This is a genomic window from Pseudomonas sp. FP2338 (assembly GCF_030687515.1).
In the GTDB taxonomy this organism is placed as follows: Bacteria; Pseudomonadota; Gammaproteobacteria; order Pseudomonadales; family Pseudomonadaceae; genus Aquipseudomonas; species Aquipseudomonas salomonii.
The window spans coordinates 4,059,495-4,079,825 of record NZ_CP117436.1 but is presented as its reverse complement, the minus strand read 5'-3'; the positions used below and the strand labels follow the sequence as shown (position 1 = coordinate 4,079,825).

The following is a 20,331-nucleotide window of genomic DNA, read 5'->3' as shown; positions in this document are numbered from 1 at the left end:
GCTCTCAGGGCAGACGTAACGTTAGGGAAGCTGCGGATAAATAATCAAGAGCAGGGCGCCTTTGCGATAGCGTTTGCCACCCGGTGGCAGTTGCCCTTCTTCGCGGTGTTCGCTGGTGCTGCGCACGCGCATCAGCACGCCGACCGAACCTTGCTGACGCGCCTGCGCAAGCCAGGTTTGCACGCTGTCCAGGTCGACCTTGCGGTGCACCGAGTCGGCGTACTGGAGGCCATAACGCAGCTCGCCTACGGTGTCGTAAAACGCCACTTCCGGGCGGCCCAGGCGCCAGGACAAGGCCGACGCCGAGCCCAGCTCGTTGCTGATCAAAGCATGGGTTTGTTGCAATTCATCCAGATGCTCAAGCACGAATTGGTCGGGCATTTCGGTATCGGTGATCATCGCCGGCATGCCCGCCGGCAGTAACGCCACCAGCAAGCCGATGCCCAGCGCCGGCATTGCCCACAGGGTCAGCGGGCGCAGCGCTTGCAGCAGGTTGGCGAGGATCCAGGCCAGCAATACGATAAACGCCAGGGACAGGCTGAACATCTCCGCGTGGCTGTTGCCGTACATCGGGTTGCTGATTTGCAGGTAGATCAACGCCACCATCGCGGCCAGACCAATCACGGCGTTGACCAGCCCGTTGATCAGGATCGCGCGGGCCTTGCCTTGCTCGATCAGGTCGATCAGCGCATGGCCCATCAACAAGGCCAGCGGCAGCAGGCACGGCATGATGTAGGTCGGTAATTTGCCGCGGCTCATGCTGAAGAAGGCCAGGGGCAACAGCAACCACAGGGCCAGGAACACGATGGCCGGCTGGGCTTTGTCTTTCCAGGTCTTGATCAGTGTGGTCGGCAGCAACGCCGCCCATGGCAGGCAGGCAACCACCATGATCGGCAGGAAGAACCACCAGGCGCGCGCATGCTGGGCATTGGCGGAAGAGAAGCGACGGATATGCTCGTGCCAGAAGAAGAAGCGCCAGTAATCGGGCTCCTGCACGTGAATGGCCAAGGCCCACGGCACACACACGATGGCGGCGACCACAATCGCCAACGGGCCGTAGCGCAGCAGTTCACCCAGGCGGCGCTGCCAGAGGATGTAGGGCACGGCGATCAGCACGGGCAACAGCCAGGCCAGAAAGCCCTTGGTCATAAAGCCCATGCCGCAGGCCACGCCCAGCACTGCCCAGGCACCCAGACGAGCACGCGACGTGCGGCTGTCGAGGGCAAACCACAGCGCCACCAGGCTGAGGTTGACCCAGAAGGTGAATTGCGGATCGAGGTTGGAATACCCCGCTTGCCCGGCCACCAGCCCGAAGCTCATGTAGAGCAGGGCGCAGGCGAAACTTTTGCGCGGGTCGTTCCACAAGCGGCGGGCGATGAGGTAGGCCAGCACCACGCTCAGGCCGGTGGTCAAGGCCGAAGCCACACGCACGCCGAACAGGTTTTCGCCGAACACCGCTTGCCCTAGGGCGATCAGCCAATAGCCGGCGGCGGGTTTTTCGAAATAGCGCACACCCATGAAGTGCGGTGCGACCCAATTGCCGCTCTGCAGCATTTCCTGGCTGATCTGGGCATAGCGGGTTTCATCCGGGGTCCATAGACCGTGCAGGCCCATGGGCAGTAGATAAAACACCGCGAAGGCCAGTAGCAATAAAGGCAAAGGTTTAAGCAGACGTGTCATGAAAACGTCACTCCTTGACGTTTAATGGCGAAGTAAGCAGATATGTAAAAGTTTGTAGGAAGAATCACAAAGTTCACTAAGTCGATGAAAAAAATCATGACGTCCAATAGTTGCGGGCGCAGTTGAACATGCCAGAAGAGGGCTGTCGTTTTGCTGAACATGAAGAAAGTTATAGGTAAAAAAGTGTCTATAGCTTTTTAAGTACGGCGGACCAGGCGGGGCCTTTCATGATGCCAAGCGTCTCGAATTTGCCATTGCCCAGTACGCGCACGAACAGGGCACTGCCGTACTCGGCAAACGTTGCGCGGGGGTAGCCCAAGGCGCTTTCGAAGTCGGCAATACAGCCACTGTGGGTGACAAAAACGAGGTTGCGACCAGCTCGTTTGCGGCTGAGCAGTTCTTCATCGATGTCCTCGCCGCAGATGGTCTTTTCCCCTGGGGTCAGCTCGGCTTTGCCGAACATGAAGTGCGAGGTCTGTACCGTGCGCAAGGCCGGGCTGGCAACGATGTCGGTGTTTTCCAGGCCCAGTAGTTTGAAGGCCTTGCCCACTTCTTCGGCGCGCTGGGTGCCGACGGTCGTCAGGCCTTCAGGTGCGCCGAAGCAGGCATTGGCCGAGCGGTCGCAGCGCTCTTCGTGACGTACCAGCACGATCAGGTCGCCATCGCGCCAGGCCGGCAGCACTTGCGAGGTCAGCAGGCGATTATCGACGCTAAGGTCGCGCGGCGAGAACGGCCATAACAGGAAACCGGCGAGCAGCAAGCCGATAACGGCAAGGCCCGCCCACCACTTTCGCAGGCGCTTGAGATAGCCCCGGCGTGAGCGCGGTTTGGTCAGGGTAAGGTCAACCACATCATTCACCATGGGCACTGTCTTCAGTGTTTTATTCAAATAGGCGCAACGCACTGACGGATGCCCGTAGTTGAAGCGGAGCGTGTCATAGCGCTGCTGTCTTTTGGCTGAACATCCAGCAGTTAGAAGTTGCCGTGGGCGGCAACTAACAAGTTGCCGACTATCGATATTGGGGGGCAATTTAGAGGGGCGAGGGTGGGCAAGCAGTGAAATCGATGTGAAAAATTTGCATGGGGTCGTCAACCAGCCGTTATGCTCGTTTGCAGTCCTTTAAACGAGCGTGTTTATGTTGCAGGTGCAAGGTGTTGTTAAAAGCTACGCCACCCCGCAAGGTCCGCTGCCGGTGCTGGCGGGTGTCGACCTGTACCTGGGGGAACGTAGCAGCCTGGCGCTGATGGGCGAGTCGGGCAGTGGCAAAAGCACGTTGTTGCATCTGGTCGCCGGGCTCGACCGCGTGGACAGTGGCACTGTCCAGGTGGGCGAGCAGCGCCTGGACCAACTGAGCGAGGCGCAACTGGCCCATTGGCGGCGTACCCAAATCGGCCTGGTGTTCCAGCAGTTCAACCTGATCGGCAGCTTGCGTGTCGACGACAACCTGGCGTTCCAGGCCCGTCTGGCCGGGCGCTTCGACCCGCAATGGCAGGCGCAACTGGTGGAGCGCCTGGGCCTGGGCGACTTGCTCAAGCGTTATCCCGAACAACTCTCCGGCGGCCAACAGCAACGGGTTGCGGTGGGCCGTGCGTTGGCCTCGCGCCCCGGCTTGTTGCTGGCGGATGAACCCACCGGCAACCTCGACGAGGCCACCAGCGATGACGTGCTGCAATTGCTGCTGGACCTGCTGCGAGACAGCCCCACCAGCCTGTTGATGGTTACCCACAGCCCGCGCATCGCCGCGCGCCTGGACCGCCAGGTGGTGTTGCGGCATGGCCGTGTGGTCGCGTGAGATGAGGGTATTTTATTGGGCACTGCGCGCACTGTTGAGCCATTGGCGGCGGCACCCGGTGCAGTTTTTCAGCGTGCTCACCGGCTTGTGGCTGGCCACCGCACTGTTGACCGGCGTGCAAGCCCTTAACAGTCAGGCGCGCGACAGCTATGCACGTGCCAGCCAATTGATCGGCGGTGAGCCCCAAGCCAGCCTGAGTGCGCCGGACGGTGCGAGTTTCCCGCAAGCGCTGTTTGCCGAACTGCGCCGTGCCGGCTGGCCGGTGTCGCCGGTGGTGCAGGGGCGGCTGCTGCTCAAGGGGCATGAAGATCTGCGCCTGCAATTGATGGGCATCGAGCCGTTGTCCTTGCCCGGTGGCGGCGCGGTGGCGGGGCAGCGCTTGAGCCAGGCGCAGATGCTCGGGTTTTTCAACCCGCCCGGGCAAACCTGGATCGCTGCGCAAACCTTGCAGGCGTTGGGCTTGCAGGCCGGTGAGCAGCCATGGACGGTAAGCGGGCAACGGTTACCACCTTTACAGGTTCAGCCTGACATGGCTCCTGGCCTGTTGCTGACCGATATCGGCTTCGCCCAGCCACTGTTGGACATGCCGGGGCGCCTGTCGCGCCTGCTGGTGGACAAGGCCTTTGCCGCCACCCATCCGACGCCGCCCGCCGCGCTGCAACTCAAGCAAGGCGAGGACAACAACCTCTCGCGCCTCACCGAAAGTTTTCACCTGAACCTCGATGCCTTGGGCTTTTTATCCTTTGTGGTCGGCCTGTTCATTGTCCACGCCGCCATCGGCCTGGCCCTGGAGCAACGCCGTGGTTTGCTGCGCACCTTGCGTGCCTGCGGGGTCAGCGCGCGCCTGCTGATCGTCAGCCTGGCGGTTGAGCTGGGCGTGTTGTCGTTGCTGGGCGGCGTGCTGGGTGTGATCAGTGGTTACCTGCTGGCCAGTCTGTTGCTGCCGGACGTGGCCGCCAGCCTGCGCGGGCTGTATGTCGCCGAGGTGGCGGGCCAGTTGAACCTCAGCCCGTGGTGGTGGCTGGCCGGCTTGGGCTTGAGCCTGCTCGGCGCCCTGCTTGCCGGTGCCAGCAGCCTGTGGCGTGCGGCACGTTTGCCCTTGCTGGCCCTGGCCAATGCCCAGGCCTGGCACGAGGCGCATGGGCGCTGGCTGCGACGTCAGGGTGGGGTGGCGGCTACCGCGCTGGCGATTGCATTGCTGGCGTTGTGGTGGGGCAACAGCCTCGCCGCCGGATTTGTGCTGATGGCCGCCTTGCTGCTGGGCGCGGCGCTCGGCCTGCCGGTGCTGCTCAATGGCCTGTTGACGGCGGTGCTTGGACGCAGCCGTTCGGTATTGGGCCAGTGGTTCCTTGCCGACTGCCGCCAACAGTTGCCGGCCTTGAGCCTGGCGTTGATGGCGCTGCTGTTGGCCCTGGCGGCGAACATCGGCGCGGGATCCATGACTTCGGGGTTTCGCCAGACGTTCAATAACTGGCTGGAACAACGCCTTACCGCCGAGCTGTACCTCAACCCGCAGAGTCCGGCCCAGGCCGAGCAGCTTTCCAGCTGGTTGGCGCAGCAACCGCTGGTGCAGGCGGTGCTGCCGACCTGGCAGGTGGCGGTGCAATTGCAGGGCTGGCCGGCGGATGTGTTCGGTGTGGTCGATGACCCGACCTATCGCCAGCACTGGCCGTTGCTGCAAGCGGCGAGTGCGCCTTGGGACCAACTGCTGCAGGGCGATAGCGTGATGCTCAGCGAGCAATTGGCACGCCGTCTGAATGTGGGGCTGGGCGATGCCATCCAGTTCCCCACGCCGCAAGGCGTCTGGTCGCCAAAAGTGGTGGGGGTTTACGCCGACTACGGCAACCCCAAGGGCCATCTGCTGGTCAATTCGCAACACCTGCTGGCGCACTGGCCAGGCCTGGCACCGGCACGCTTCAACCTGCGGGTACTGCCCGGCAATGTGCCGGCACTGGTGCAGGAGGTGCGGCGCGCCTTTGCCCTGGAGGACAGCCGCATCGTCGATCAGCAGCAGCTCAAAGGCTGGTCGAGCCAGGTGTTCGAACGCACTTTCGCCGCCACCGCCGCACTCAACAGCCTGACTTTGGGGGTCGCCGGTGTGGCGCTGTTTATCAGCCTGCTGACCCAGAGCCAAAGTCGCCTCGGCCAACTCGCACCGCTGTGGGCGCTGGGCGTGACGCGCCGGCAACTGATGCTGCTCAACCTCGGCCAAACCTGGCTGCTGGCGGTGTTGACGCTGGTACTCGCCTTGCCCTTGGGCCTGCTGCTGGCGTGGTGCCTGGACGCGGTGATCAATGTGCAGGCGTTCGGCTGGCGCCTGCCCTTGCAAGTGTTTCCGTGGCAGCTGGCGCAATTGTTGGGGCTGGCCATGCTTGCCACGCTGCTCGCCTCGGCCTGGCCGCTGTGGCAGTTGTACCGCAGTCGCCCGGCGGATTTGCTGAGGACCTTTGCCCATGAAGATTAAACCCTGGTGCTGGGCCGCCGTATTGCTGTTGACCGCCTGCGACAAAGCCCCCGCGCCGCCGGAAAGCTTCGCCGGCCTTGGCAGCGAGGCGGCGGATTTTGCCCAGGTGGTGCCTGGCAAGGTCTTCAGCTTTCCCCAAGACCACGGCCCGCATCCAGGTTTTCGCATCGAATGGTGGTACGTCACCGCCAACCTCAAGGACGAGCAAGGCCGTGTGTTCGGCGTGCAATGGACGCTGTTTCGCAACGCGCTGAAGGCCGGGCCGGTACAGGCGGGCTGGCGCGACTCGACGATCTGGTTGGGCCATGCCGCCGTCACGTCTGCCACCCGTCATTACGCTGCTGAGCGCTACGCCCGTGGCGGCGTTGGCCAGGCCGGCGCCCAGGCAGAGCCGTTCACGGCCTGGCTCGACGACTGGAGTTTCGCCACACGGCCCGGTGCCGCCAGCGCCTTGGCCGATATGCAACTCAAGGCCACCGGCCCGCAGTTTGCCTACGATTTGCACCTGACCTCCAGTCGCCCATTGGTGTTGCAGGGTGATAACGGCTACAGCCGCAAATCCGATCAAGGCCAGGCGTCCTACTACTACAGCCAGCCGTTTTTTACCGCAGCAGGCAATGTCACCCTCGACGGCACCACCTACCAGGTCAGCGGCCCGGCCTGGCTCGACCGCGAGTGGAGCAGTCAACCGCTGGCCGCCAGCCAGACCGGCTGGGACTGGTTCTCCCTGCACCTGGACCGTGGCGAGCAGTTGATGCTGTTTCGCGTGCGGCAAAAGGGCGGCGCGGGTTATCTGACCGGCACCTGGATCGACCGCGAAGGGCATACCCAGACCCTGCATAACGCCGATATTCAGCTCACACCGCTGGCCACCACCGACATTGACGGGCGCTCTGTGCCCACGCGCTGGTCATTGAAAATACCCGGCAAACAACTGGACATTACGCCCCAGGCCGTCAATCCAAAGGCATGGATGAACCTCAGTATTCCGTACTGGGAAGGGCCGGTGCAGTTTGACGGTGGTGTGGGGTATCTGGAGATGACCGGGTATTGATCGCGGGTTTTTGTAGGCGATTTTTCTCTGCCGAGTAGGCAACTTCCCAAATGTGATTTCCCGCGCCTGGCATGTGTTCGGGCGCGCTGGCGCGTGCGTGCAAATTTTTTAGCAAAAGTACTGGTCATATATACAGTATTGTTCTACATTCCATCCCAGGTGACCGGATGTCACCGCTCACCTGAGCATCAATTTTTTAACTATGGATGGATAAAAAATGAAACCAACCAAAGCCTTTATGCTGGGCGCGGCCATGATGGCCTCCTGCTTTATCTCGGCCTCTGCCCTGGCCGACCTGACCCTTCCCAAACTCACCCCCGGCACAGTCAGCCAAAGCGAGATTGACGCGCTCAAGCCTGGCGGCACGCTCACTGCGGTGCCGATTTCGGAGGCGCTGCGGCAAAAGCTCCTGGAGGCGCGGGACGGCAAGACCAAGACAGTCACTAAAGCGGCCAGGTCCGCACCGTTCAACACCGTTATCGGCACGTTGAAAAAGCCGAATCAGAGCGAGCTGAAAAGTGCAGCGGTCGCCGACTTTGTTCCACTGTTTCCGACCCTGGATATCAACACCCTCTACACCATCAGCGAAGTGCAAACGGGCCAGGATTTCCCTTACCACTTCAACCTGCCAAAAAGCGCGCGGGTGCTGGTGCAGTTGATCAACCAGAGTGCCGGCGCCGACATGTCGCTGAGCCTGTTCCGCGATGACGGCCAAGGTAATCCGCAACTGCTGGCGACCTCCGACAACGCCGGCAATGCCGATGAATACATCGACGGTGTACTGCCGGCCGGTGACTACTACTGGTACATGGTGGCCAAGACCGCAACCAATGCGCAGTTCAGTTTTGGCGTAGCGGCAGACACCAACATCGATGCCTTCGAGCCCAACGACACGCCGCAAGACGCCTTTGCGCTGCCGGACACCATGAACAAGGTGAGCGGCAACCTCGACAACGCCAACGACGTTGATTACTTCGACTTCAAGGCCGTGCGTGGCCAGGCCGTGAGCATGTACCTGGCAGGCGATGACAGTGGCAGCCGTAACCAGTGGATCTTCGAGCGCTTTGATGGCGTCAACTGGATCGTCGTGCCAGCCGGTTCTACGTCCACCTACCCGAGTGTCACGCCGGGTACGACCGTCAAGGTGCGTGTGCGCGCCAACCCGGCCGTGACGCAGGACCCGAGCAAGTACTACCAGTTGAGCCTCGGCTCTGCGCCACGGCTGAACAGCTCGCAAGTAACTGGCGACAACATCGTGCGGGTGCCGGCATCGATATTCTGGATGGCGACTCAGGCGGGGCGCACGTTGAACTGGACCACCAACTGGTCCGACTCCACGGGCGCGCCGCTGCTGGGCGTCACACCTGTGCTGCGTGTCGACAAGCGCTTTGAGGGCACCGAGTTCCATTGGACCGACTTCAAGGCCACCACCAACAGTGCCGGCACATCCCAGGCCAGTGCCGCGCTCGGTACCTGCTTTGGCGATAACCGCGTGCAGTACCCGGACAGCAGCACCGGCGTTCAGTACACCTGGGACACCACCTTCAACTTCGGCGGCTGGCGTATCGAGTTGGACGAGTTCCCGGGCGTGGGTGTCGGCGGTGACAATGTGCAATATGTGACCTTTGGGCACATCTGCACCCAAGACATCATCCATTGATACCTTGATGTAAATCAGAAGGGGCGGCCTGAACAGGCTGCCCCTTTTTTTTATTCGCCAGCCAGCGCCAACTTTAACGGCAGGCGCGCCATGCTGGTGCTCGTGAGCGAGCCCAGGTACAACCAGTCGCCGTATTCGCGCGCGGTAGTGACCGGCGAGTAATTGCCCGCACTGCCATCCTGCAAGTTGGCGATGACCTTGCCATCGGTGTCCAGCCCCAGCACGAAGGCTTTGCGCTCGATGGGCTTGGGCACCACCATCAGTGCGCGCACCATCACCTTGCGCAACAGTGGGTAGCCGGCGAAACCGTCCAGCAACGGGTTGCGTGGCGAATACAGGGCCACCCAGAAGCGGTCGCGCCCGTTGAAACTGAGGTTGTCCGGCAGGCCCGGCAGGTTGTCGATAAACAGGTCATGGGTGCCGCTGCGCTCGCCCTTGAGCCAGTAGCGACTGATGCGGTAGGCGCCGGTTTCGTTCACCAATACGTAGTTTTCATCCGGGCCCAGAGTCACGCCATTGGCAAATTGCAGCCGGTCCAGTAACACTTCGGTGCTGCCGGTGCTGAAGTCATAGCGCAGCAACCGGCCGTCGCCGCCATGCTCGATCACCGCTGTGCCGTCCTGGCCGTAGCCCCAGCGGCTCGATGCATCACTGAAGTAGGCATAGCGTCCGCTGGCATCGACGGTCACATCGTCGGTGAGACCAAAGGGTACGCCGTCAGCGCTGCTGCTCAACAGTTTGAGTTGACGGTTGGCATCCAAGGCAAGCAACCCCTTGACTCCATCGGCAATGATCAATCGCCCATCCGGGTGTAACGCCAGGCCGAGCGGGCGTCCGCCGGTGTTGGCGAGCACTTCCAGGGTGTGGCTGTTTGGCGAGGTGCGGATAATGCGCCCGTCCTGAAGGCCGCTGATCAGAAAACCCTGGGGGTCGAGCAGCAAGGCTTCGGGGCCGGCGATGTCCTGGGCGCCGATTTTTTCAATGCCCTTGAGCCGCTGGTTCTCGGCGTAGGCGCCGTCTTTCAGCGAGGGCGCTTTGGGCGGCGACCAGTTCACCGGTTGCACTTTGGTGGGCATCAGCAGCAGAAAAGCGATGACTGCAAGCAGCAGTACGAAGAGCAAATGGCGCAGTTTTTTTGGGCGGGTACTCATGACTATTCCTGGTTGTCGTGGGCGTTCGGCTCCCAGTGCAGGGTGCCGAACAGGTAATCCATCAGGGGGAGGACGATATTGAAATTGCGCCCCTGCATCAGCTCACGGCGGTGGTGCAGGGCATGCAACTGGTGCATCTGGCGAATCCAGGGCAGGCGTGCCACCGGGTGCCCGGCGGGCAGGTGCTCGCAGGCGTGAAACACTTCGTAAAGTAAATACCCAAGGATCATGCACCCGGCAAACAACCCGGCGACGTTGGGGTTCAATTGTTTGAGCAGCCACCAGGCGGGCAGGGTGATCGCCAGGCTGTGCAGCACGATCAACCAGGCCGGGAACAGAATCACACGCCAGTCTCGCGGGCTGTCGTAGGTCATGTGGCCGGGGGTAAAAAAGCTGTGGTGGTCACCCGTGTGCCGCGCATAGAACAGCCGGGCCAGGCTGTGTTTGTGATGGCCCAGGTGGCGGTGCACGAGGTAGATGCACAGGTTGAAGAACACCAGCGTCAGCGGCACGGTGAGCCACTGGAGCGCGGTGATGTGCGCGGTGGAGGACCAGGCCAGGGCGATGCAGACGATGCCGTAGCCGAGCACGAAACCGGCGTGCAGCCAGGGGTTGTAACGGGCGCTCACGGCGGCGCGGTAGCCGGCGCGGAAGGTCTCGGTGGGATGGGCCATGGTGGCACGCTCGGGTTTTTTTGTTGGAGCCTGAGCTTAGTTGGTACGCGAGATAGTGCGAGTTTTTGCGCAGTCCGCGGTTTGAGTGGGGGAGTTGGGTTGGCTGAGATGGTGGTCTTTTGGTGGTGTACATATCCGTTGCTGCGGTAACGGCCACTTAGGGTTCCGCCCTTACGGCGGGTCACTTTTGCAAGGACGCAAAAGTAACCAAAAGGTCCTCGCCCCAACACTCGGTGCCTCGCTGTGGCTCGGCATGCCCGCAATCCGACAGTGATTTGGGGGGCCGCCGCGATGGGCCATCCTTGGCCCAGCGCGGCTAAACCGGCATCCCTGCCGGTTTACCCCCCAAATCCCTGTCAGATTCCGGCCATCGTGTTTGACGGGGCGATTTCAGATCAAGATCAAAAGCGCAGATCAAAAGACCGCTGACTTCGTCATCGAAAAGGATGTAAGGGCCAGAGCAACAGCAACAGCAACAGCAACAGCAACAGCAACAGCAACAGCAACAGCAGAGCCATACTCGGTCAAAGGTGGGAGCTGGCTTGCCTGCGATGGCATCAACTCGGTGTGCCTGATGTACCGAGGTGTCTGCATCGCAGGCAAGCCAGCTCCCACAGAAAAGCAGCTCGTCAGCGCATGCAAATCCGCCAAAACTGCATGCGGTCAACTGTGGGAGCGGGCTTGCTCGCGAATGCGGTGGGTCAGTGACAGATGAATAGGCTGACCCACCGCCAAAAGTGACCCCTTGTAAGAGCGGAACCCTAAGCGGCCGTTACCGCAGCAACGGATATGTACACCGCCCAACCGCCACAGCAGACAAGCCCACTCCCACCTTTCGACCGCGACCGACCAATGGCCTCTTGCACAGCCCCCATTTACTTGCTAGCTTCTCGCAAAATGTTAACGATAACATTTGCTCTAAAAATAAAAACAAAACAGAGAACCACGCCATGAAAATGCTCCCGAAAACCCTGTGTTTACTGGCTGTCAGCATCACCCTCGGCGCCACCAGCGCAGCGTTTGCCGACGCCGCCAAACCGATCCGCATCGGCGCCTCCTTCCAGGAAATCAACAACCCCTATTTCGTCACCATGAAAAACGCCCTGGAAGAAGCCGGCGCGACCATCGGTGCGAAGCTGATCATCACCGACGCCCGCCACGACGTGTCCAAGCAGGTCAGCGATGTCGAAGACATGCTACAAAAAGGCATCGATATCCTGCTGATCAACCCCACCGACTCGGTCGGCGTGCAATCGGCGGTCAAATCTGCGCACGCTGCGGGTGTGGTCGTGGTCGCGGTGGACGCCCAGGCCGACGGTCCGTTGGACTCCTTCGTCGGTTCGAAAAACTTCGACGCCGGCTTCCAGGCCTGTGAATACCTGGCCAAGAACATCGGCGACAAAGGCAACATCGCGATCCTCGACGGCATCGCCGTGGTGCCGATCCTTGAGCGTGTACGCGGCTGCAAAGAGGCGGTGGCCAAGCACCCGGACATCAAGATTGTCAGCATCCAGAACGGCAAGCAGGAACGTGACCAGGCGCTGACCGTCACCGAAAACATGCTGCAGGCCCAGCCGGGCCTCAAGGGTATTTTCAGCGTGAATGACAACGGCTCCCTCGGCGCCCTGTCGGCCATCGAGGCCAGCGGCCTGGACGTGAAACTGGTCAGCGTCGACGGTGCACCGGAAGCCATCAAGGCGATCCAGAAGCCCGGCAGCAAGTTCATCGCCACCTCGGCGCAATACCCGCGCGATCAGATTCGCCTGGCCCTGGGCATCGCCCTGGCCAAAAAGTGGGGCTCGCAAGTGCCGGCCACCATTCCCGTCGATATCACTTTGATCGACCAGGCCAAGGCCAAGGACTTCAGCTGGTAAATCGCCCCGGCCCCACGTGAACCGTGGGGCTTGAGGTCTCCTTCTGAATACGAGGTCGGCGGTATGAGCAGTCTTCTGAAGCTGGAAAATATCTGTAAGCGCTACCCGGGCGTACAGGCCCTCAAGTCCATCAACCTGCAGGTCGAGCGCGGCGAAATCCATGCGTTGCTGGGTGAAAATGGCGCGGGCAAATCGACCCTGATGAAGATCCTCGGCGGTGTCGAGCATCAGGACGAAGGGCAGATTTTGATCGATGGCCAGGTGCAAAAATTTGCCACTTACCGCGACGCAATCGCCGCCGGTATTGGCATCGTGTTCCAGGAATTCAGCCTGATTCCCTACCTTACGGCGGTGGAAAACATCTTCCTCGGCCATGAGCTCAGCAACCGCTTCGGCCTGCTGCGCAAACGCGAAATGGTCGAGGCCAGCCAGGCGTTATTCAAGCGCCTCGGTGTGAGTATCAACCTGCAATGTGCGGTCAAGCACCTGAGTGTGGCCGAGCAGCAATTCGTTGAGATCGCCAAGGCGCTGGCCCTGGATGCGCGCCTGTTGGTACTCGATGAACCGACCGCCACCCTCACGCCCAGCGAAGCCGAGCTGTTGTTCGAGATCATGCGCGAACTCAAGCGCCAGGGCGTGGCGGTGATCTTTATCTCTCACCACTTGGAGGAGATTTTCCAGGTGTGCGACCGCATCAGCGTGCTGCGCGATGGCGGTAACGTGGGCGTGACCGACGTGGCCGACAGTGATATCGATCGGCTGGTCGAGATGATGGTCGGCCGGCGCCTGGAAAACAGCTTTCCACCCAAACCCACGAAAGACCGTGGCCCGCTGTTGCTGGAGGTCAAGGACATCCAGTTGGTGCGTAACGGCCCGCGCAACAGCTTTCAGCTGCACAAGGGCGAGATCCTCGGCTTTGCCGGGCTGGTCGGCTCCGGTCGTACCGAGCTGGCGCTGGGCATGATGGGTGCGCTGCCGTCAGTGAGCAAAGACGTGTGGTTGCGCGGCGAGAAAGTCACCCTCGATGACCCGGCGCAGGCTCTGGCCCACGGCATTGGCCTGCTGCCGGAAAGCCGCAAGAGCGAAGGGCTGATCACCGATTTCAGCATTCGCGAAAACATCTCCCTGAACAACCTGCCCAAGTACCAGAACGCCTCGGGCCTGATCGACAAAGCCAAGGAATGCGCCAGCGTCGACGCGTTGATGCGTCAGCTGTCGATCAAGGCGCCCAGCGGCGAAAGCCGGGTGTTCAACCTCAGCGGCGGCAACCAGCAAAAGGTTGTGATTGCACGCTGGATCAACCACCACTGCGACGTGCTGGTGTTCGATGAACCCACACGTGGCATCGACGTTGGCGCCAAGGCGCAGATCTACGCCCTGATGCGCAGCCTCACCGAACAAGGCTACGCGATCATCATGATTTCTTCCGAACTGCCCGAAGTCATCGGCATGTGCGACCGCGTCGCCGTGTTCCACAAGGGCGCCATCGTCAAGCTGCTGGAAGCGGCCGCCGTCAACCCACAAGAGGTCATGCGCCATGCAACAGGGGGCTCAAGTGAACAGGTCCATTAATACCGGCGACACCCGTCGATTGCGCCTGAACCTGGCGCGGCTGGTGCGCTCGCCGGCGTTTTATCCCTTCGTAGGGTTGGTGGTGGTGACCCTGGTGATGATCTTCGCCAGCGATAACTTCCTCACCACCAGCAACCTGTCGAACATTGCGCGCCAGGTGTCGATCAACGCGATTATCGCGGTGGGCATGACCTGCGTGATTCTCACCGGTGGCATCGACCTGTCGGTGGGGCCGGTGATGGCGCTGTCGGGCACCTTGACCGCCGGGCTGATGGTCGCGGGCCTGCCGCCGGGCCTGGCGATTGGCGCCGGCATGCTGATCGGCGTGGCCTTCGGTATCGGCAATGGCTTGTTCGTCGCCTACCTGCACATGCCGCCGATCATCGTCACCCTGGCGACCATGGGCATCGCCCGAGGCCTGGGCCTGATGTACACAGACGGCTACCCGATTTCGGGGTTGCCGGAGTGGTTCGGTTTCTTCGGCCGCCAGAGCCTGTTCGGCGTCGACGTGCCGATCCTGATCATGCTGGTCACCTACTTTGCCGCCTATGTGTTGCTGCAACACACACGCATCGGCCGCTACATCTACGCCATCGGCGGCAATGAAGAAGCGGTGCGTTTGTCGGGCGTGCGGGCGGCGCGCTTCAAGTTGCTGGTGTACGGCATCAGCGGCCTGACCGCAGCGATTGCCGGTCTGGTGCTCACCTCGCGCCTGATGAGCGGCCAGCCGAACGCCGGCGTGTCGTTCGAGCTGGATGCGATTGCGGCGGTGGTACTCGGCGGTGCGTCGATTGCCGGCGGGCGCGGGGTCATTGTTGGCACCTTGCTCGGCGCCATGCTGCTGGGCGTACTCAATAACGGTTTGAACATGCTCGGGGTCTCGCCCTACGTCCAGAGCGTGATCAAGGGCGGGATCATTTTGCTGGCGATTTTTATCAGCCGTCAGCGCCATAAATAAACACCTGACAAGAAAGGACCGAACACATGGACAAGCACACCGAGATGCAAGCCGTCGTCTGCCACGGCCCCAAAGACTACCGCCTGGAACGCATCGGCAAACCCAAGGCGCGCCCCAATGAACTGGTGATCCGCATTGCCGCCTGCGGCATCTGCGCCAGTGACTGCAAATGCCACTCCGGCGCGGCGATGTTCTGGGGTGGCGACAACCCGTGGGTCAAGGCGCCGGTGGTGCCGGGCCATGAGTTTTTCGGCTACGTGGAAGAAGTGGGCGAGGGCGCCGGCGAGCACTTTGAAGTGGCGGTGGGCGACAAGGTGATCGCCGAGCAGATCGTGCCGTGCGGCAAGTGCCGCTTCTGCAAGTCGGGCAAGTACTGGATGTGCGAAGTGCACAATATCTTCGGCTTCCAGCGTGAAGTCGCCGAAGGCGGCATGGCCCAGTACATGCGCATTCCCAAGACCGCCATCGTGCACAAGATTCCCGAGTCGGTGTCGCTGGAAGACTCGGCGCTGGTGGAGCCGATGGCGTGCTCGATCCACACCGTCAACCGTGGCGAAATCCAGCTTGACGACGTGGTGGTGATCGCCGGGGCCGGGACGCTGGGGCTGTGCATGGTTCAGGTCGCCGCGCTGAAAACCCCGAAAAAACTGGTGGTGATCGACATGGTCGACGAGCGTTTGGAACTGGCCAAGCAGTTTGGTGCCGATGTGGTGATCAACCCGTCCCGCGACAATGCCCGCGAGATCATCAACGGCCTCACCGATAACTATGGTTGCGACGTGTACATTGAAACCACAGGCGTGCCGGCGGGCGTGACCCAGGGTCTGGACCTGATCCGCAAGCTCGGGCGTTTTGTCGAGTTCAGTGTGTTTGGCGCCGAAACCAGCGTCGACTGGTCGATCATCGGCGACCGCAAGGAGCTGGACGTACGCGGCGCGCACCTGGGCCCGTATTGCTACCCGATCGCTATCGACCTGTTCGAGCGTGGCCTGGTGACGTCCAAGGGCATCGTTACCCATGACTTCCCGCTGGATGATTTTGCCGAGGCCTTTGCGTTGGCTAACTCGACCAAATCGATCAAGGTGCTGTTGAAGCCGGTGATTTGATCTATGAACTATGTAATGGGTGTCGATATAGGAACCCAGAGCACCAAGGCGCTGCTGGTGGATGGTCAAGGTACGATCATCGCCCAGCACAGCCAGGGGTATCGCGTCGATACCCCGAAAGTGCGCTGGGCCGAGCAATGGCCGCAGGTCTGGCTGTCGGCGGTCGAGGCGTGTGTGGCGCAGTGCATGGCCACATCCGGCGTGGCGGCCGGGCAGGTCAAGGCGCTGTGCATCAGCAGCCTGTACGGCGGTTCGGGAATTGCCGTTGACACGCAGATCACGCCGCTGCACCCGTGCCTGATCTGGATGGACCGCCGCGCCGGCGAGCAGGTGGCGTGGGTGCGTGAACACCTGGACCAGGAACGCTTGTTCGAAATCACCGGCAACTCGGTGGACAGCTACTACGGTTTCACCAAGATACTCTGGCTCAAGCAGCATCAGCCGCAGGTGTGGGCTGACACGCGCTACCTGCTGCCACCCAACAGCTATATCAACTGGTGCCTTACCGGCGAATTGGCGGTGGACCATAGCAGCGCCGGCAATATTGGCGGGGTTTACGACGTGAAGGCGCGCGGCTGGTCCGCCGAGATGCTCGATGCACTGGGCATTCCACAGGCCATGATGCCCGAGCGGTTGGTGTATTCCGGTGAGGTGGTGGGCGGCTTGCTTGAAAGCTGGGCCACGCGCCTGGGCTTGCAGGCCGGCACGCCGATCCTGGCCGGCGGTGTGGATGCGGCGATGGCCACGCTGGCGGCGGGTGTTACGCAGCCGGGCAACCATGTGGCTATGATCGGCACCAGCATGTGCTGGGGTTATCTGAACCAGCACGTGGACGCACACCATGGCTTGGTGAGCATGCCGCATGTCTACAACGGCCATCGGGACCTGTACATCTTTGGCGGCGCGATCACCGCCGGGGCGTCGGTCAGCTGGTTTCGCGAGCAGTTCTGCCAGGCCGAAGAACAACAGGCCCAGGCCAGCGGCCAGGACAGCCTGGTGTTGCTGGAGCAGAGCGCCACCCAGGTTCCGGCGGGCAGCGAAGGTTTGTTGTTTTTGCCGTACCTGATGGGTGAACGCAGCCCGGTGTGGGATGACCGCGCCAGTGGCAGTTTCGTCGGGCTGAACCTGTATCACAGCCGTATTCACCTGTACCGCGCAGTGCTTGAAGGCGTGAGTTTTGCCCTGCGCCACAACATTGAAGCCGGTACCCAGGGCGCACATTCGCTGGACCCACGCTTGATTGTGGTGGGCGGCGCGAGCCATTCGGATTTGTGGATGCAGATTATTGCCGATGTTACGCGTTACCCGGTTTACACCATCGTGCAGGAGGTGGAAGCGGCCTTGGGCGCGGCGTTGCTGGCGGCGCATACGGTGGGGTTGGTGAGTGATGGCGAGATGGATAAAGGCTGGGTGCAGTTGGAGTTGCGGGCACAGCCCAAGCGCGAAAATGTCATGACCTATGACCGGGCGTTTGCTGAGTACCTGAAGCTGTATCCCGCCCTCAAACCGATCATGCACAACCTGCAAACCAACTGACCCAACACAGATCAAAAATGTGGGAGCTGGCTTGCCTGCGATAGCGGTGTATCAGTGCCAAATGTGCTGGCTGACACTCTGTTATCGCAGGCAAGCCAGCTCCCACAGGGATCTTCATTGTTTATCGAGAAGTGACCATGACCACCACCTTCAACTTCACCCGCCAGCGCATCCTAGTCACGGGCGCCAGCAGCGGCATCGGTCGCGAAATCGCCCAACAGCTGATTGCCGCCGGTGCCGAAGTGTTCGCCCTCGGCCGCGACGCGCAAGCCTTGTCACAGTTGGGCTGCAACAGCTTATGCGTGGATATCGCCGACAGCATCGCCCTGGATAAAGCCCTGGCCGACTTGCCGCCACTGCATGGCCTGGTCAACTGCGCCGGCATCTCACGCCTGGAACCCGCCGCCGCCATCAGCGCGGAGGCGTTCGATCAGGTCATGCAGGTCAACGCCCGCGCCGCCGCACAGGTCGCCAGCCGAGTGGCGGCAAAAATGATCGAAGCCAACATCCCCGGCAGCATCGTCAATGTCTCAAGCCAAGCCTCGCTGGTGGCGCTGGACGATCACCTCGGCTACTGCGCCTCGAAGGCCGCACTGGACGCGATTACCCGCGTGCAGTGCGCCGAGTGGGGGCGCTTTGGCATTCGGGTGAACAGCGTCAACCCCACGGTCACACTCACGCCCATGGCAACCAAGGCCTGGTCTGACCCGGCCAAACGCGATCCGGCGCTGGCGGCCATTCCGCTGGGGCGTTTCGCGCAATCCGTGGAAGTCGCGCTGCCGGTGCTGTTCCTGCTCAGCGATGCCGCCAGCATGATCAGCGGCGTGAGCCTGCCGATCGATGGTGGCTACACCAGCCGCTAGCCGTTTTCCAGCACGCCGGCGATCACCACTTTGTCCCGTGGCTTGTGCGGGTCCTGCAAGCGGTCAAGCAGCAGGCGTACCGCGCTGCTGCCGGCCAGTGAGGCGTCGTGGGCCACGCAGGCGATCGGCACGCCGAAGATATCGGCGAAGGGCAGGCGGTCGATGCCGCAGATGGTCAGGCTGTCGTGGGCGATGTTGTGCATGCGCAATGCACGCAGGGCGCCGAGGGTGATCAACTGGTTGAAACCCATGATCGCATCGGGCGCGGAGTGCTCGGCCAGGTAGTCGAGGGTGTGCAGGTAAGACGGCATCAGCGTGTAGTCACCGGCCTGCACTTCGACCTGAATATGAGGGTGCTCAGCCAGCACTTCGCGCAGCCCCTTGAGGCGCTCCACAGTGATACGTGAATGCTCCGGGCCGGTCAGTACCAGCAGGCGCTTGAGCTCGGGTGTCTGGCGCAACAGGTAGTGCGCGGCCTGGATGCCGCTGTGGTAGTTGTCGAGCACCACGCGGCTGAACGGGCTGTCGTGGAGCGTGCGGTCGAGCAACACCACCGGGGTTTTGCCGTTGCCCAGGCGCTCCAGATAGTCGGGTTGGTAGCTGGGCTCGTCGGAGACCGGCGACAAGATGATGCCCGCCACGCGATAGCCCAGCAGTGTATCGACGGCCTTGCTTTCGAGTTCTTCCAGCTCATCGGTGTCCACCAGCATGATGGTGTAGCCGTGCTGCTTCGCCTCGCGGGAAATCGCCTTGATCATCTCACTGTAGAACGGGTTGTCGACCGAGGCGGTGATCACGCCGATGATCAGGCTCTCACTGCGCTTGAGCCCGCGTGCGAAGGCATTGGGCACGTAGTCCAGCTCACGCGCCACCTCGAGAATGCGCGCCAGGGTGGCGGGCTTGACCAGGTCGGGTTTGCTCAGTGCGCGGGACACCGTGATGGTGGTCATGCCCACCCGTTTGGCGATGTCGCTGATGGTGACGGACTTTTTCTTGTTCATCGGTAAGGCTGCGCTGGGAAACATCCGCAGGCTAGCATGCGCGCGGGCGTAGGGTGATTCAAATCAGCGGGTCCCAGCGTTGGGACCAGTCGCTTTCGGCCTTGACCACTTCGCGCAGCAGCCCCAGCGCCTGCTGCAAGACCGCCGAATCCCGCGCCCGTGAGTAGACCAGATAGGTCGGGAAGCTGAATTCCGGCGCTTTCGGCACGCGCTGCATGACGCCGCTGTCCAGGTAGCTTTGCACCACCCGCGTGCGGAAGTACCCGGCGCCGCCGTTCTCCAGGATGTACTGCAAGGCCAGTGGCCCGAGGTTGAAACTCAGCGCGGCACGGGCCTTTTCGGGCAGCGCGGCGTCGTGTTGCTGGCGAAAGCCCTGGCCCCAGTCGATATACACGTAAGGGGCGGGTTTGCTGGTTAACTGCACCAGGATCAGTTTTTCTTCCAGCACTTGTTCGACCTGTAGGCCTGGCCAGTATTGCGGCTGGAATACCAGCGCGGCATCCAGCACGCCCAGTTCCAGTTGGCGTAACAGGTATTCACCTTCACGCACTTCGGTGCGCAGCGCATGGCCGGGGATCTGTTCGCGCAAGGCCTTGGCCCAGCCGAGCATCAACGGGTTGCACAGGCTGACCTCGCCGCCGATGTGCAGCACATTGCGGTAGCCATCGGGCAGCGGCAGGTCGCGCTTGGCGGCTTCCCAGGTTTGCAGCAGTTGGTTGGCGTACACCACAAACGCCTCGCCATCGGCGGTCAGCCTGGCGCCGGCGCGGTTGCGCACAAACAGCGTGCTGCCCAACTGGCTTTCCAGGCTTTTGACCCGCGCGGTGATGGCGGTCTGGGTGACGTGCAGTTTCTCGGCGGCCGCGGCCAGGCTGCCGCAGCGGGTGATTTCGAGGAAAGTGCGTGCCAGTTCGATGTCCATGAAGCCCCCGGGGATGAATGGGG

Annotated in this window: 16 protein-coding genes; 10 read left to right on the top strand and 6 right to left on the bottom strand. The window is 61.8% G+C overall.

Annotated features, from left to right (window positions below):
* Nucleotides 1-21: 21 nt before the first annotated feature.
* Together arnT and PSH96_RS18385 are read right to left on the bottom strand one after the other, a co-directional pair.
* On the bottom strand, nucleotides 22-1,680 hold the full coding sequence (arnT, locus tag PSH96_RS18390) for a lipid IV(A) 4-amino-4-deoxy-L-arabinosyltransferase (RefSeq protein ID WP_305454228.1): 1,659 nt from the start codon (nucleotides 1,678-1,680) through the stop codon (nucleotides 22-24).
* Between the two features lie 187 nt (nucleotides 1,681-1,867).
* Complete coding sequence (locus PSH96_RS18385) at nucleotides 1,868-2,542, bottom strand: histidine phosphatase family protein (RefSeq protein WP_305454227.1); 675 nt, start codon at nucleotides 2,540-2,542, stop codon at nucleotides 1,868-1,870.
* A 274-nt stretch (nucleotides 2,543-2,816) separates the two neighbouring features.
* Here PSH96_RS18385 and PSH96_RS18380 point away from each other — a divergent pair, with 274 nt between their 5' ends.
* The 4 genes from PSH96_RS18380 to PSH96_RS18365 all read left to right on the top strand — a co-directional run bounded on the left by PSH96_RS18380 (nucleotide 2,817) and on the right by PSH96_RS18365 (nucleotide 8,651).
* A complete protein-coding gene (locus PSH96_RS18380) occupies nucleotides 2,817-3,473 on the top strand; it encodes an ABC transporter ATP-binding protein (RefSeq protein WP_065931168.1) in 657 nt (218 codons plus the stop codon).
* A gap of 1 nt (nucleotide 3,474) precedes the next feature.
* Nucleotides 3,475-5,937, top strand: coding sequence for an FtsX-like permease family protein (locus PSH96_RS18375; protein ID WP_305460100.1), 2,463 nt, complete (start codon nucleotides 3,475-3,477; stop codon nucleotides 5,935-5,937).
* Nucleotides 5,927-6,991: a lipocalin-like domain-containing protein gene (locus tag PSH96_RS18370; protein ID WP_305454226.1), complete on the top strand. Its 1,065-nt coding sequence runs from the start codon at nucleotides 5,927-5,929 to the stop codon at nucleotides 6,989-6,991. Before PSH96_RS18375 ends, PSH96_RS18370 begins: the two co-directional genes overlap by 11 nt.
* Before the next feature lie 217 nt (nucleotides 6,992-7,208).
* Nucleotides 7,209-8,651: a hypothetical protein gene (locus PSH96_RS18365; protein WP_305454225.1), complete on the top strand. Its 1,443-nt coding sequence runs from the start codon at nucleotides 7,209-7,211 to the stop codon at nucleotides 8,649-8,651.
* Nucleotides 8,652-8,701: 50 nt separating this feature from the next.
* Here the strand turns inward: PSH96_RS18365 and PSH96_RS18360 are convergent, their stop codons facing one another.
* Together PSH96_RS18360 and PSH96_RS18355 are read right to left on the bottom strand one after the other, a co-directional pair.
* Nucleotides 8,702-9,802, bottom strand: a complete 1,101-nt coding sequence (locus PSH96_RS18360) for an SMP-30/gluconolactonase/LRE family protein (RefSeq protein ID WP_305454224.1) — start codon at nucleotides 9,800-9,802, stop codon at nucleotides 8,702-8,704.
* A gap of 2 nt (nucleotides 9,803-9,804) precedes the next feature.
* Complete coding sequence (locus tag PSH96_RS18355) at nucleotides 9,805-10,476, bottom strand: sterol desaturase family protein (RefSeq protein WP_305454223.1); 672 nt, start codon at nucleotides 10,474-10,476, stop codon at nucleotides 9,805-9,807.
* 950 nt (nucleotides 10,477-11,426) lie between these two features.
* On the opposite strand from PSH96_RS18355, the gene PSH96_RS18350 reads away from it, so the two are divergent.
* The 6 genes from PSH96_RS18350 to PSH96_RS18325 all read left to right on the top strand — a co-directional run bounded on the left by PSH96_RS18350 (nucleotide 11,427) and on the right by PSH96_RS18325 (nucleotide 18,385).
* Nucleotides 11,427-12,350, top strand: a complete 924-nt coding sequence (locus PSH96_RS18350) for a substrate-binding domain-containing protein (RefSeq protein ID WP_099549975.1) — start codon at nucleotides 11,427-11,429, stop codon at nucleotides 12,348-12,350.
* Between the two features lie 63 nt (nucleotides 12,351-12,413).
* The gene (locus PSH96_RS18345; protein WP_305454222.1) at nucleotides 12,414-13,922 is read left to right on the top strand and encodes a sugar ABC transporter ATP-binding protein; all 1,509 of its coding nucleotides are present in this window, start codon (nucleotides 12,414-12,416) and stop codon (nucleotides 13,920-13,922) included.
* Complete coding sequence (locus tag PSH96_RS18340) at nucleotides 13,888-14,880, top strand: ABC transporter permease (protein ID WP_305454221.1); 993 nt, start codon at nucleotides 13,888-13,890, stop codon at nucleotides 14,878-14,880. The genes PSH96_RS18345 and PSH96_RS18340 overlap by 35 nt, the downstream gene beginning before the upstream one ends.
* A gap of 26 nt (nucleotides 14,881-14,906) precedes the next feature.
* Nucleotides 14,907-15,986: an alcohol dehydrogenase catalytic domain-containing protein gene (locus PSH96_RS18335; protein ID WP_056861332.1), complete on the top strand. Its 1,080-nt coding sequence runs from the start codon at nucleotides 14,907-14,909 to the stop codon at nucleotides 15,984-15,986.
* Nucleotides 15,987-15,989: 3 nt separating this feature from the next.
* Nucleotides 15,990-17,522: an FGGY-family carbohydrate kinase gene (locus PSH96_RS18330; protein ID WP_305454219.1), complete on the top strand. Its 1,533-nt coding sequence runs from the start codon at nucleotides 15,990-15,992 to the stop codon at nucleotides 17,520-17,522.
* Nucleotides 17,523-17,659: 137 nt separating this feature from the next.
* A complete protein-coding gene (locus PSH96_RS18325) occupies nucleotides 17,660-18,385 on the top strand; it encodes an SDR family oxidoreductase (RefSeq protein ID WP_305454218.1) in 726 nt (241 codons plus the stop codon).
* Here PSH96_RS18325 and PSH96_RS18320 read toward each other — a convergent pair.
* Together PSH96_RS18320 and PSH96_RS18315 are read right to left on the bottom strand one after the other, a co-directional pair.
* Entirely contained in the window at nucleotides 18,382-19,386 is a 1,005-nt protein-coding gene (locus PSH96_RS18320) for a LacI family DNA-binding transcriptional regulator (RefSeq protein WP_305454216.1), read from the bottom strand. The two genes, PSH96_RS18325 and PSH96_RS18320, sit on opposite strands and share 4 nt — an antisense overlap.
* Nucleotides 19,387-19,444: 58 nt before the next feature.
* Nucleotides 19,445-20,308 carry a LysR family transcriptional regulator gene (locus PSH96_RS18315; protein WP_305454215.1) on the bottom strand — a complete coding sequence of 288 codons (864 nt, stop codon included), beginning with the start codon at nucleotides 20,306-20,308 and terminating at the stop codon, nucleotides 19,445-19,447.
* Between the last annotated feature and the right edge of the window lie 23 nt (nucleotides 20,309-20,331).